At 57.1% G+C, this 12322-nt stretch carries 13 protein-coding genes and 1 pseudogene; 11 read left to right on the top strand and 3 right to left on the bottom strand.

Annotated features, from left to right (window positions below; genetic code table 11):
* A partial coding sequence (locus tag PIB16_RS25665; RefSeq protein ID WP_271046601.1) for a hypothetical protein occupies positions 1 to 244 on the top strand: 244 nt, incomplete at its 5' end.
* 64 nt (positions 245 to 308) lie between these two features.
* Here the strand turns inward: PIB16_RS25665 and PIB16_RS25660 are convergent.
* Positions 309 to 1304 carry a LacI family DNA-binding transcriptional regulator gene (locus PIB16_RS25660; RefSeq protein ID WP_065656733.1) on the bottom strand — a complete coding sequence of 332 codons (996 nt, stop codon included), beginning with the start codon at positions 1302 to 1304 and terminating at the stop codon, positions 309 to 311.
* Positions 1305 to 1481: 177 nt separating this feature from the next.
* Here PIB16_RS25660 and PIB16_RS25655 point away from each other — a divergent pair, with 177 nt between their 5' ends.
* The 8 genes and pseudogenes from PIB16_RS25655 to PIB16_RS25620 form a co-directional block, all read left to right on the top strand.
* Positions 1482 to 2435, top strand: coding sequence for a sugar ABC transporter substrate-binding protein (locus PIB16_RS25655; protein ID WP_065656732.1), 954 nt, complete (start codon positions 1482 to 1484; stop codon positions 2433 to 2435).
* A gap of 127 nt (positions 2436 to 2562) precedes the next feature.
* Positions 2563 to 3684 (top strand): ABC transporter permease, encoded by a 1122-nt coding sequence (locus tag PIB16_RS25650; protein ID WP_065656731.1) that lies wholly within the window; start codon positions 2563 to 2565, stop codon positions 3682 to 3684.
* On the top strand, positions 3684 to 4472 hold the full coding sequence (locus tag PIB16_RS25645) for an ATP-binding cassette domain-containing protein (RefSeq protein WP_065656730.1): 789 nt from the start codon (positions 3684 to 3686) through the stop codon (positions 4470 to 4472). The genes PIB16_RS25650 and PIB16_RS25645 overlap by 1 nt, the downstream gene beginning before the upstream one ends.
* A gap of 83 nt (positions 4473 to 4555) precedes the next feature.
* Positions 4556 to 5350, top strand: coding sequence for a TIM barrel protein (locus PIB16_RS25640; protein WP_065656729.1), 795 nt, complete (start codon positions 4556 to 4558; stop codon positions 5348 to 5350).
* Between the two features lie 23 nt (positions 5351 to 5373).
* Entirely contained in the window at positions 5374 to 6393 is a 1020-nt protein-coding gene (locus PIB16_RS25635) for a Gfo/Idh/MocA family oxidoreductase (protein WP_065656728.1), read from the top strand.
* Between the two features lie 742 nt (positions 6394 to 7135).
* Positions 7136 to 8140: an alpha/beta fold hydrolase gene (locus PIB16_RS25630; protein ID WP_065656727.1), complete on the top strand. Its 1005-nt coding sequence runs from the start codon at positions 7136 to 7138 to the stop codon at positions 8138 to 8140.
* Positions 8124 to 8540: a DoxX family protein gene (locus PIB16_RS25625; protein WP_065656726.1), complete on the top strand. Its 417-nt coding sequence runs from the start codon at positions 8124 to 8126 to the stop codon at positions 8538 to 8540. The genes PIB16_RS25630 and PIB16_RS25625 overlap by 17 nt, the downstream gene beginning before the upstream one ends.
* A gap of 37 nt (positions 8541 to 8577) precedes the next feature.
* Positions 8578 to 8727 (top strand): annotated as a pseudogene (locus tag PIB16_RS25620) (fasciclin domain-containing protein); the annotation flags it as partial.
* 86 nt (positions 8728 to 8813) lie between these two features.
* On the opposite strand, the gene PIB16_RS25615 reads toward PIB16_RS25620, so the two are convergent.
* A complete protein-coding gene (locus tag PIB16_RS25615) occupies positions 8814 to 9602 on the bottom strand; it encodes a DUF4394 domain-containing protein (protein ID WP_065656725.1) in 789 nt (262 codons plus the stop codon).
* Positions 9603 to 9799: 197 nt separating this feature from the next.
* Here PIB16_RS25615 and PIB16_RS25610 point away from each other — a divergent pair, with 197 nt between their 5' ends.
* Positions 9800 to 10351 carry a sigma-70 family RNA polymerase sigma factor gene (locus PIB16_RS25610; RefSeq protein ID WP_423748611.1) on the top strand — a complete coding sequence of 184 codons (552 nt, stop codon included), beginning with the start codon at positions 9800 to 9802 and terminating at the stop codon, positions 10349 to 10351.
* On the top strand, positions 10348 to 11052 hold the full coding sequence (locus tag PIB16_RS25605; protein WP_065656724.1) for an anti-sigma factor: 705 nt from the start codon (positions 10348 to 10350) through the stop codon (positions 11050 to 11052). The genes PIB16_RS25610 and PIB16_RS25605 overlap by 4 nt, the downstream gene beginning before the upstream one ends.
* A gap of 109 nt (positions 11053 to 11161) precedes the next feature.
* Here PIB16_RS25605 and PIB16_RS25600 read toward each other — a convergent pair whose 3' ends face one another.
* Entirely contained in the window at positions 11162 to 12316 is a 1155-nt protein-coding gene (locus PIB16_RS25600) for an iron-containing alcohol dehydrogenase (RefSeq protein ID WP_065656723.1), read from the bottom strand.
* Between the last annotated feature and the right edge of the window lie 6 nt (positions 12317 to 12322).

The following is a 12322-nucleotide window of genomic DNA, read 5'->3' as shown; positions in this document are numbered from 1 at the left end:
CTGTGCGTCCGAAAACTGTGATGCTTTCATCGTCTTCCGTTCCTTTCCCAGCCAGGAAAATGCACCGGAAAACTCTAACCAAAAACGGTCCAGTTTGAAGGGTTCAGATCAATTCATTCAGGGAGGCGGGCTGGTTGAGCCTCCTGATTTCAGTGGCGCGTGCATTCCGCATGAAATTTTAGGGCAAAGTTCTCCATGCTCACATCGCCCTCGGACGACATGCCCTCAAGGTGGCCAAGACTGATCCACTCAGAGCCACCACGGTCGCGACGCGAATTTTTTAAAGGAGGCTGGAGAAGGCAAAGCGTTTATGTTGAGCTTCTAACGACCAGCTCTCCCCGCAGAGTTACTGTCTTCAAATCCGAGCTCCCTCTGATCATGCTAAGAATGGCATCTATCATTTCGTCGCGCGGTTGCTCATAGGTGGTGATGCCGTATCCGAACGAGCCGGATAGCTCGTAATTGTCGAAGCCCACTATCGCGATATCGCCTGGTACCTCAAGGTGAAAGTTTCCCCTGATCTCATCCAAAGCGCCCATCGCCAGAATGTCATTTTCGCACATCAGGACATCCACGCGATCTTGCGGCGACGTTTCGCTTAAGTACTTCCTCGCCGAGGTAGCGCCGGCGTCCAGGCTATATTTTTCGGCACTCATGTGGACGATGTTTTGCACGCCTCTTTCCTTCCAAAACTCCGTGAAGTAGTGGCCTCTCTTTAAAGCGGTGGACAAAGCGGCAGCACCGCTCATGAAGCCCGGGCGTTTGTATCCCTGTTCGTGAAGGTGAGCGACAATCTCCCTGAGAGCGTGTTCCGCGTCGCAAACAACTGCTGGAACGCCGTCGATCTGACTGTCGCGTGCAAGCACGAACATGGGAGGCATGCCGTGGCCGTGCCGCAGATCCGCCAGTGTCTCGTCTCTGAATGCGGTTCCAAATAGAATTATGGCGTCGACCTGGCGCTGGTCAGCGTGGAGGAGGGCGTTAACATGGTCAAAATGATTATTGATGTTGATCAGCATCATCACCAGACCCGCGGCTTGCAGCTTCTCGGTCAGAGCTTCAAGAAATGGAAGTTTTTGGGGATTTGAGAAGTCGTCTACAAAAACGGCAACCTGTCCCGTTGAGCTTGTGGCAAGGCTTCGTGCAAGCAGGTTTGGCGTGTAGTTCAAAGCTGCAGCAGTCTCAAGAACCTTCCGCTTGCTCTCCTCGGTGATTGAAGCGCCGGGCGTGAAAGCTCTGATGACGGTCCACTTGGAGACGCCAGCAGCCTCCGCTACCTGTTTTGCCGTTGATCTCTTGCGCATGACTTCTCCTACAAATGGAATATTCATTCCAATCTGCGATTACAATGAAATGAACGCTTGCTTTTATCGCATTCTGACATAACATGCACCTGCTTGCACCCGGTAGCAAAACTAATTTGCACCCGGTAGCATTCGAATTTGTCATCCAGAGGAGTGGGTGACATTGAGGAGGAAAAAATGAAATCCATTTGGAAGAATGTCGCTTCTGCGGCGCTTGCTGTGTCACTGGCTGCAGCGGGCTCGGTGGGCGTCAAAGCCGACGAACAGCCCAGCATCATTGTTGTCACTCATGGGCAAGCGTCTGACCCCTTCTGGTCGATCGTGAAAAACGGCATGATGCAGGCCGGCAAGGACATCAATGCCAAGGTTGACTATCGTGCACCGGAAACCTTTGACATGGTCGCAATGGCGCAGCTCATTGAAGCCGCAGTCAATCAGAACCCGGCGGGTATTGTAATTTCCAATCCCGATCCGGATGCGCTGGGCCCGGCGATTGCCAAGGCCGTCGCGGCCGGTATCCCCGTTATCTCCATGAACTCCGGCATTGCCGCAACGGAAAAGCTGGGCATCAGGCTCCATGTTGGCCAAGACGAACTTACCGCAGGCGTGAAGGTCGGCGAAAAACTCAAGTCGCTCGGCAAGACGCACGTGCTTTGCGTAAACCAGGAGGTCGGAAATGCCGCCCTTGACCAGCGCTGCGCGGGTACCGAGAAGGGTTTCGAAGGTGGAAAGGTGACGATCCTGCCGACGACCGCCGACCCTGCGGAAATTGAATCGAAGATTCAGGCTGCTTTAACCTCAGATCCTTCCGTCGATGTCGTACTTGGCCTGTCGGCACCCCTCGTTGGTGAACGGGCGGTTGCTGTTGTCGAGAAGATGGGCCATGGCGACAAGGTCAAAGTCGCTTCTTTCGATCTTTCGGCGAATTTCCTGAAGGCTGTTTCGGAAGGCAAGGCGTTGTTTGCCGTGGACCAGCAACCCTACCTTCAGGGGTATCTTCCGGTCACATTCCTCGCGCTGAATGCCAAGTATGGCACTATTCCTGCTGGAAACGTCGCCTCGGGTCCGAGCTTCGTCGAGAAGGATGCGGCAGCCTCGGTGATTGAGAAATCCTCCCAGGGAATCCGCTGAGCGGTACCCATCCAGCAGCTTCCGCACCTCCAGCGGGGGCTGCCCTCATCGCCAGACATCCGATCCGCAGGGCGCGTGAACGGCAGCCGATGGCGCACGTAAAACAACTTACATCTGAGGTACGACCATGACGCTGGCAAACGAACAGAACGGGTCTCCGACTCGATCCGACGAGCGCCTGAAAAAGGTTTCGACTTTGACCGCGCTCGCGCGACGTCCGGAACTCGGCGCCGTCGCAGGATTGGTGCTCGTTACGATATTCTTCATGCTCACCGCAAACCCATCCATGTTCACACTTGCCGGTATTGTAAACTTCATGGCGCCAGCAGCCCAGCTCGGAATTCTTGCGGTTGGCGCGGCACTTCTAATGATTGGCGGCGAGTTCGATCTGTCCATCGGCTCGATGGTCGCATTCGCGGGGCTGGTTTTCGGCACGGCCCTTGTCGTCCTTAATCTCCCGCTCAGTGTCGCGATCCTAATCGCGCTTGCTTTCGCCGTGGTCATCGGTGTCACCAATGCCCAGCTCACCATGCGCACCGGGCTTCCATCGTTCATAGTGACGCTTGCGTTTCTCTTCATTCTTCGCGGCTTAACGCTCGTTGGCCTGAAGTGGGCGAGCGGCGGTTCAACCCAGCTTCGCGGGATGAGAGAGGCTGTTGCGGACAGTCCCCTTGCGCCGCTCTTTTCAGGCGACGCCTTCCCGGGTCTCTTCACATGGCTTGGCAATGCAGGCATTATCGAGACCTTCCCGAACGGAACGCCGAAAGTCCCGGGTATCCCCGTAGAAATCCTCTGGTTTGTGCTCATTGCACTCGTCGCCACATGGGTTCTGCTTCGCACGCGATTTGGAAACTGGATCTTTGCATCGGGCGGTGACCCGAAGGCTGCCCGCAAGTCGGGTGTTCCTGTCGCCCGTGTAAAGACCACTCTATTTATCGTCACCGCGATGTGCGCCACTCTTGTCGCCATTCTAACGGTCCTCGACGCCGGTTCGACTGATGCCCGACGCGGTTTTCAGAAAGAATTCGAAGCCATCATTGCGGCCGTTATCGGCGGGTGTCTTCTGACTGGCGGATATGGTTCGGCGATCGGTGCGTTCTTCGGTTCTATCGTCTTTGGCATGGTTTTGATCGGCCTCACCTACACGTCGATCGACCAGGATTGGTACCTCGTCTTCCTCGGCGGGATGCTGCTGACTGCAGTTATTTTCAACAACATCATTCGTAAACGTGTGACGGGAGAACGCTGATGAGCACGACCCAGACACCACTGGTCGAGGTCAAGAACCTCGTCAAGCACTTCGGCTCGATTATCGCACTCAACGGCGTTTCGCTGAGTGTCCACGCAGGAGAGGTTCTGTGCCTTCTTGGAGATAACGGAGCCGGCAAATCGACTCTGATCAATACTCTGTCCGGCGTTCACAGACCGACATCCGGCGACTTCCTCGTCGAGGGAAAACAACATCTCTTTTCCGGGCCAAGAGATGCGCTCGATGCGGGGATCGCGACCGTCTACCAGGATCTGGCAATGATCCCGCTGATGTCTGTCACAAGAAACTTCTTCATGGGTCGCGAGCCGCTGAAGGGCTTCGGTCCGTTCAAATACATGGACATGGAATTCGCGGATCGCGTTACCAGCGAAGAAATGAAGAGAATCGGCATCGATGTGCGTGAACCCGGACAGGCCGTCGGCACGCTCTCCGGTGGCGAACGTCAATGCGTGGCGATCGCACGCGCCGTGTATTTCGGGGCAAAAGTCCTCATTCTTGATGAACCGACATCTGCACTCGGTGTCGCGCAAACCTCGATGGTCCTGAAGTACATCGATCAGGTTCGCAGCAAAGGTCTGGGCGTCATTTTCATTACCCACAACGTCAGACACGCTTTTGCCGTCGGCAACCGTTTCACAGCTCTGAACAGGGGAAAGACGCTTGGCACATTTGCCAAACATGAAATCGACCTCGATGGCCTGCAGAATCTGATGGCTGGGGGCAAGGAGCTCCAGTCGATCTCAGCGGAGCTGGGCGGCACCATCTGAAGACACTTGGAAACATGAATTTTGGCCCGGCGCATTCGCCGGTCATTGGGCAGCAATATCCAAAATCCAGGAAACCACTCGAAATGAGCAATGAGAATAATACCCAGTTTCCCTTAGCCGCCTGCGCTGAGATGCTATGGCGGGACAAACCAATCGAATGGCGCGCCTCCCGATTGAAGGAGCAGGGATTTGGCGTCGGCCTCTGGAATTGGCCAGAGCACGACATAAACAAGCTCGAAGCCACCGGTGCAACCTTCACAATTATGAACGGTTACCTGACCGGCCGCCTCACCGATGATGAGGGCGCAGCCGAACTTTTGAGAACCGCGCGCGAAACGGCTCAGATCGGCAAACGTCTTGGCGTTCAGCGCCTCAATCTTCACGGCACAGGCCTCGGGGATCGTGGACTGCCGGTTCAACCTGTCGAGGTCGTCACGGGAGTGATGTGGCTGAAGGCTCAGGAGACGCTACGCCGTATCGTTGACCTCGCGGAAGAAGAAAACGTGGTTTTCACACTGGAGAACCTGAACCTTCCCGTCGATCACCCCGGCGTGCCGTTCGGGCGCGCCGAAGACACGTTGGCGCTCGTGTCGAGCATCGACCACCCGCGTCTGCGTTTGAACCTGGACCTCTACCACGCGCAGATCGGTGAGGGGAACCTGATCGAACTTTGCTGCAGGAGCCTGCCGTGGATCGGTGAGATTCAGGTGGCTGACGTACCTGGCCGATTTGAGCCGGGCACCGGCGAGGTGAATTGGAAGCGGATCGCAAAAGCCCTTAGCGATATGGGCTACTGCGGCCCGATCGGGATGGAAGCATGGGCATCCGGAGATGCCGACGCGGCGCTCGCTGCCTTCCGTGAAGCCTTCACTCTCTGATTTCAGAAACAGGACTAAAAATCATGACCAAAGTAAAAAAAGTCAACGTCGGACTTATCGGGGCAGGGCGCATCGGTTCGTTCCATGGGGAGAGTGTAGCAAGAAGGCTCGTAGACGCAGAGCTTGTGGCCGTCGCTGATCCTGCTCCCGGGGCCGCCGCAAAACTTGCAGAGGCGCTGGGCGCCGCCGCTTCTTATACCGACGTCGCAGGAATGCTTTCTCACCCCGGTCTGGATGCGGTCATCATTGCCACACCCGCACGTTTTCACACCAATATCCTGGTGCAGGCCGCAGAGGCCGGTAAAGCGATCTTCTGCGAAAAACCGATGGCGCTCACGCTTGAAGATGCGGACCGCGGCATTGCAGCCGCCAAGGCCGCAGGCGTCCCCCTGCAGGTCGGTTTTAATCGCCGCTGGGACCAGGCATTTTTTGAAAGCCGCGCAGCGATCGATGCTGGAAAGGTCGGTGCGGTTCAACTCATCCGGTCATTGACACGCGATCCCGGTCCGTTCGGCGGTGATCCAGAGAGGATTCCTCTGTGGACCATCTTCTACGAAACGTTGATACACGACTTCGACACCTTGCTTTGGTTAAACCCCGGCGCAAAGCCTGTCGAAGTGTTTGCCATGGCAGATGCATTAGTTCGCTCGGATGCACGCGACAAAGGCTTCCTGGACACGGCGGTCGTCAATATCCGCTTTGACAATGGATCTATTGCGGTTGCAGAAGCAAACTTCTCTGCAATGTACGGCTACGATATTCGCGGTGAAGTATTCGGCTCCGGCGGAATGGTCACGATGGGGGACGTACGACGTTCGAGCATGACGCTGTTCGACGCAACTGGCGTCTCCAACGACACATGGCGGCGCGACACAGACCATTTCATTCAAGCCTACACGGCGCAGCTTGCTTCTTTTGTCGAGGCGGCGCGTAGCGGTACCGTCCAGAACGCACCCACGGGAGCTGATGCTCGCAACGCTCTGGCGATCGCACTCGCTGCCATTGAATCCGTGTCGAGAAAACAGCCGGTTCCTGTGAGTTGAAGGCACAGCTGACAGGGGCCGACAGTGCCCCTGTCAGCATATAGTTGTTGGAAAAATCAGCCACTCAGAGCCTCATCGGCGGGGCGAAAGACAATCGTCATGGCAACTAAATCAACAGTTCAGAAGCCCAAAACAGTATTTGATTTGAGAAACATGCTTGCGGTCAAAAGTTTGAGGCTATCCAGTCATCAAGAGCGAGTAGCGCGAACTGCTGTCGCCTGCCCGGAAAGGGTCGCCTTCGGTACAGCAAATTCCCTTGCTGTTTGTTGTTCCGTCACCCAGTCGACGGTGGTTCGGTTGGCGATCTCTCTTGGGTTCGAGAGTTATCGCGAATTCAGACGCGTTTTCCGGCAGCATGTTAAACTAAACGCAACCTACAGATAGGGTATCAATTCCTGATTCTCGCCGTACACCTACCGCGAGGGAAAGCTGCTATTGCCAAGTTTGTTAGCTCGTGTCTCGCCGCAATCGCGCTACCTGCTGCCACGACCAACTCCATCTTCGGCATTGCCATGGACCGCAAAACCGTGATGATGCACAATCATTCCACTTCGGATAAACCGCCGTGACCGCTGATCCCTTGCATATCCTCAAGATCGTCTATGGCTGCGATGCATTCCGCGGGCGGCAGGCCGACATCATTCGGCATGTAATGGCGGGAAACAATGCCTTCGTTTTGATGCCGACGGGCCTTCCGACAGGTCCGATCTTTGCCAGTGGCACCGCGGGGCAGCTCTAGGATATGCCGGATCGAACTCTTTGCCTGACCGCCGCGTTTCTGATGATCGGCTGCTTCGCGTTGATTGCTTCTAAAGCGGTTGCTGCGCCAAAGCGGGACGATCAAGTCCGTACCGATGTGGGTGGATTCAAGCTCAATAGCGTCCTGGTTGAGACTGCTCGGAAGCCAGACTTGCCACCAATCGTCTTTATTCATGGTGCCAGCGCCAGCCTTTACGATCCGATGTTCTCGTTTCGGACAAAGCTGCAGGAACGGGCCAAGCTGTTGTTCGTCGATCGACCGGGTCACGGCAATTCCGACGTCGGTGGTGAGCAGAACATTTTGCCCGACGGTCAAGCCGACTCCATTGCCGCCCTCATGCAGGAGCGAGGCATCAACCGTGCTATTATTGTCGGTCACTCCTTCGGAGGAGCAATTGCCGCGTCCTTCGCCGTTCGCCATCCCGATATGGTCTTAGGCCTCGTCTTCCTGTCTCCGGCGGTCTACCCATGGAATAGCGGGATCGCCTGGTACTACGAGGCCGCCAGCGCCCCGATCACAGGCACTCTATTCAGCGCTCTTATCGTGCCACCTATCGGGCTTATGATGATCGATAATGCCACGAAAGGCGTCTTTGCTCCGAACCCTGTTCCCGCCGACTACATCGACAAGACACGTGCCCTGCAAGCGTTGCGGCCGCTCGCATTTCGGCACAATGCGAGAGAAGTTGCGGCTTTGAGCGACTGGGCCAGAGCGGCTTCGGTGAATTACCACAAAATCAAAGTGCCTACGGTCATCATCACTGGTGATACTGATAGTATCGTCTCCCCTGAGGTCCACTCCCGTCATCTCGCCCGTGATATTCGCGGTGCTCGTCTGATCGTCGTGCACAATCTCGGGCACAAGTCGGATTTTGTCGCGAGTGATCTGGCAATCGCGGCGATCGAGACAGTTGCGGGCCGCAAGTCGGACCTCAACGCCGTTAAAAGGGATGTCGAGCAGAGGATAGCACGTGACGGCAAGGATTGATGTCTGGCAGCGGCGGTGCCAGTGGGGACTATCCAGCGTCTATGGTCTCGCGGGCATTCTGCATCTCGTCCTGCCCAAACCCTTCCTCGGTATCACGCCTGCCTGGGTTCCTGAGCCGGAGGCCGTTATTTTCCTGACCGGTCTCTGTGAGATTGCCGGTGCGGTCGGACTTCTGGTGCCACGGCCGCGGAAAGCCGCCGGCATTGGCTTGGCACTCTATGCAATCTGCGTATTCCCGGCCAATATCAAGCATGCCATCGACAGCCTTGGTGCAGCGACTGTTTCGCCATGGCAATGGTCCTACCATCTCATGCGGTTGCCTTTGCAGCCTTATCTGGTGTGGTTGGCGCTCTTCGCGGGAAACATTGCCGTCTGGCCATTCAGGCGTGGCCAAAAATAGCTTGGATATCGTCTGACGAAATTCGCAAAGTTTCATTGTCGGCGGATGCATCCGGAAGGCCACGGAAAGCACGGGCAGGATCACACTCACCAACGAGATGGGTGGTGTTGCGCACGTGACGATCGCCGACGTCAAACAATCCAACGGCGTCATTTATGTCATCGACAAGGTTCTTCTGCACAAGATGTGGTCCGGGGCCATTCCATCATCAGAAAGGCCGGCGACACTTGAGGGCGCCGGCCTTTTCAGTTTCATCGTTGAACGTCTGCCGAATTACATGTTCGGCAGAACGGCGATGTCTCGCACTTCGTTGTCGAGCCCTGTGATCGGGCCGACTTCGGTTGCCGCGCCAGTTTCGAGGTTGACCGTGTAGAGCGTCTTGGAGGCGGCGAGATAGGCCACGTTCCTGCCGTCCGCCATGCCCTGAATATCAAAGGCATAGGCCGCAGGCTTGTCTTTGAGGCCAAGCTTGCCGATTGCTTTCAGCGTGCCGTCATTCGGCTTGGTCTGCTGGATCAGCGCGCCGATCGTGGCATCGATATTATACATGGCGGTCTTTTCAGGCTTGCCGACGGAGTTGGTATAGGCAGCAGCAACGATGCTCGGGGTCTCGCCCTTGTGCATGTCGCCCTCCTCGAACGCAAGCACACCGTCAACCGTTACAGCGCCAGTATCAGGGTGGACGCGATGGTTGGTCGTTCCGGTCATGAAGCGCAGGCGATCAGCCATAGGGTTGAAATCGACCACGACAGGGGCTTGCGTCATGGTTAGCATCTTGTCCATCTTGGCAACATCGGTGGCGACGCCTGTTTCGAGATTGATCGAGACGATGCGATGATCCGGGGTGACGCCGATCACAGTCTTGTTGCCGGGGCGGAAGTCGATGCCGACAAGTTTGTCGACGCCAGTCATGTCCATCTTTTTCGTCACCGCCGGTTTCTCCGTATCGAAGATGACGAGCGTCCTGTCGCCGGTCAGGCCGAGGACGGGGGCCGCGAATGCGGTCGATGCCACTGCGATGGAAGCTGCGGAGGCAATCAGTGCGAAACGAATGATCTTCATATCTTTCTCCCGTGTTGAACCGTTCGGAAGTCGTGTAGCGCTCGGCTCTCGACGCTTCCTGAACTGAAGACACGCCAGCCATGCCGTTTGGATGCAGCCTGCGAAAAAATAATTTCGACTTGCATCCATTTGTCGATCCAGCGGGTATAGCTTTCAAAGCCGACAGTCTTCTTCGTCGGTGTTGGGAGAAGGTATTGATGCTGATGGGCTCTACGCTGGACGATCTCGATACGGCACTCGCTGCCTGCGCCAAGGGTGATCGCAACGCCCTGCGTCTGATCTTTGATCGGGAGGCGGAACGCCTGATCGCGGTCGCCGAGCGCATTGTCCGGCGTCGTGAGCTTGCCGAAGAGGTGGTGCAGGACGCCTTCATCCGGATCTGGACCCATGCGCATCAGTACAGGGCCGATCACGGCTCCGCCCGAGGCTGGATCTATGCCATCGTCCGCAACCGGGCACTTAATCTCCTGCGGGACGGAAAACGCGAGCATACAGTCGAGGAGGTGGAGGCCCTGCGCGAAAGCGAGCAGGCGGATGAGGTCATGGCGGCGTGGCACAGGCTGGACCGCAATTCCCGGCTCTACGATTGCCTCGGCGGTCTCGATGAGCGCAAGCGGAGCGGCATTCTTATGGCCTATATCGGCGGCTACTCGCATGGCGAGATCGCGGGGAGGCTGCGCATTCCGCTCGGTACGACCAAATCTTGGATCAGGCGTGGCCTTGCAGCTCTCAGGGAGTGCATGGCATGACCTACGATCGCAAGGATATCCCTGCTATTGCCGATGAATATGTCCTGGGTCTGATAGAGGCCACGGATGCTGCGGAGCTTGAGGTTATCATGGAAAGCGATGCTGAACTGCGTGCCGCAATTGCTGCCAGCCGTGAGCGCTTCCTGCCACTCGACATGAGCGTGGCACCTGCTACCGTCTCCGAGCGGCTTTGGCAACGCATCGAAGCGGCCTTGCCGCTCCAGAATCATACCGGCGTTATGCCTCTGATCTCAAATGCCAATGACAACCGCAGGAACGGTTGGCGAATGGCCGCGATCTCGGCCGTCGCCGCCGCCTTCCTGCTCGCGATCGGTCTCACTTACAGCCTGACCCGGACGGCGGAGCCGCTAGTCGTCGCGGTTCTAATCAATGATGTTGGGGAGGTGCAGGCCGTCGTTGAAGATTTCGGCAACGCGCAGGCGACGATCCGTATACTGGCCGATTTCAACATCCCCGGGGACAAGACGATCCAGGTTTGGACCCTGCCGTCCAAAGACACAGGGCCAGTATCGCTTGGCCTGATCGACGGTGCGCGCTCGGCGCATCTGGCTGTTCCGGAATTGCCAACACCAAGGGGGGACCAGCTCTACGAGATCACCCTGGAAGACGCTGGCGGATCTCCAACCGGGCGTCCGACTGGACCGATCCTAGCTAAGGGCCTCGCGAAGTTGCTGCGATAACAATCGCGCCAGATATCTCTGTTTGGTGCTTGTATGGTAGCTCAATATTTCGATGATGTGAGTTATAGAAAGGATGGCTATAACTCATGTGACGTGTGTACTGGCCTGCTTACCAGGCAGCCTCGTAGATACTGGCGGCATCCGATAGCGACATGGTACGCGGGTTGTTGACCAGCAGGCGGGTCTGCTCCATCGCACTTTCGGCGAGCAGAGGAATTCCCTCTTTTGGAATTCCGACATGCCTCAGCCTTACGGGAAGATTAAGGCGCACTGGCAGCATCGTTAGTCCGTCGATGAAAGCGGAGAGCCGTCCGTTCTGATCGGCAGGCTCAAGGTGAGGAAAGAGACACGGTGCCAGCTCCGCGTAGGCATCACCACACACCGTCGCGTTGAAGCGCAAGACGTGCGGCAGTACCAGACTGTTGGAAAGACCGTGGGGAACGCCGTAGCGGCCTCCGATCGGATAGGCGAGAGCATGAACGGCAGCGACAGGCGAATTAGCAAAGGCCTGCCCCGCCAACATTGCACCCAGCAGCATCGCCTGTCTGGCGGCAAGGTCGGCTCCATCCTCGACGGCGATCGCGATATTCGCTCCGAGAAGCCGCAGGGCTTCTTTGGCAAGGGCACGGGAAACGGGATTGTTGTTTGCACTGGCGGACGTGAAGGCCTCGATGGCGTGGACCATTGCGTCAATTCCCGTCGCCGCGGTCACGGCGGGAGGAAGTCCGATGGTCAGGTTCGCGTCGAGAAGCGCCACGTCTGGCAGAAGTACGGATGATACTACGCCCTTTTTCTGGTGTTCACCCGTGGTGATGATCGAAATCGGCGTGACTTCCGATCCGGTACCGGCCGTGGTCGGCACGAGCGCCAGCGGCAGACGCTCCCCCGTCACCTTGCCAACGCCGTAGATAGTGCCGAGCGCTTCGCCGCTTTTGGCAATAAGCGCTACAAGCTTTGCGACATCGAGCGACGAGCCGCCGCCGATGCCCAGCACACCGGTTGCGCCAAACGTCACCGCCTGTGCCGCAGCCGTATGGATGATGGCTTCCGGTGGATCAGCGACAACGCCGGTGAAGATTGATGTTTCGGCGCCGGCTTCTGTAAGACTGGCAAGCGCCGGCTGAACGAGCCCCGCCTTGACGACCCCATCGTCCGAAATCACCAAAACGCGCGGACCGAGCATGCTCCTCAGCTCCGAAAGCTTTGCGATACAGCCCGGTCCCGCAATGATCTGCGGGACGGTTGCGAATGTGAATGCGGGCATCCTGCC

The organism is Agrobacterium sp. ST15.13.015 (assembly GCF_027871645.1).
Taxonomy (GTDB): Bacteria; Pseudomonadota; Alphaproteobacteria; order Rhizobiales; family Rhizobiaceae; genus Agrobacterium; species Agrobacterium leguminum.
This window is presented reverse-complemented; position numbering and strand designations above follow the sequence as displayed.

Bases quoted from the DNA above. Each gene is read 5' to 3' on its own strand.
- PIB16_RS25635 (WP_065656728.1), top strand. From the start codon at position 5,374: ATGACCAAAGTAAAAAAAGTCAACGTCGGACTTATCGGGGCAGGGCGC.
- PIB16_RS25610 (WP_423748611.1), top strand. From the start codon at position 9,800: ATGCTGATGGGCTCTACGCTGGACGATCTCGATACGGCACTCGCTGCC.
- PIB16_RS25615 (WP_065656725.1), bottom strand. From the start codon at position 9,602: ATGAAGATCATTCGTTTCGCACTGATTGCCTCCGCAGCTTCCATCGCA.
- PIB16_RS25605 (WP_065656724.1), top strand. From the start codon at position 10,348: ATGACCTACGATCGCAAGGATATCCCTGCTATTGCCGATGAATATGTC.
- PIB16_RS25600 (WP_065656723.1), bottom strand. From the start codon at position 12,316: ATGCCCGCATTCACATTCGCAACCGTCCCGCAGATCATTGCGGGACCG.
- PIB16_RS25660 (WP_065656733.1), bottom strand. From the start codon at position 1,304: ATGCGCAAGAGATCAACGGCAAAACAGGTAGCGGAGGCTGCTGGCGTC.
- PIB16_RS25645 (WP_065656730.1), top strand. From the start codon at position 3,684: ATGAGCACGACCCAGACACCACTGGTCGAGGTCAAGAACCTCGTCAAG.
- PIB16_RS25630 (WP_065656727.1), top strand. From the start codon at position 7,136: ATGCCGGATCGAACTCTTTGCCTGACCGCCGCGTTTCTGATGATCGGC.
- PIB16_RS25655 (WP_065656732.1), top strand. From the start codon at position 1,482: ATGAAATCCATTTGGAAGAATGTCGCTTCTGCGGCGCTTGCTGTGTCA.
- PIB16_RS25640 (WP_065656729.1), top strand. From the start codon at position 4,556: ATGAGCAATGAGAATAATACCCAGTTTCCCTTAGCCGCCTGCGCTGAG.
- PIB16_RS25650 (WP_065656731.1), top strand. From the start codon at position 2,563: ATGACGCTGGCAAACGAACAGAACGGGTCTCCGACTCGATCCGACGAG.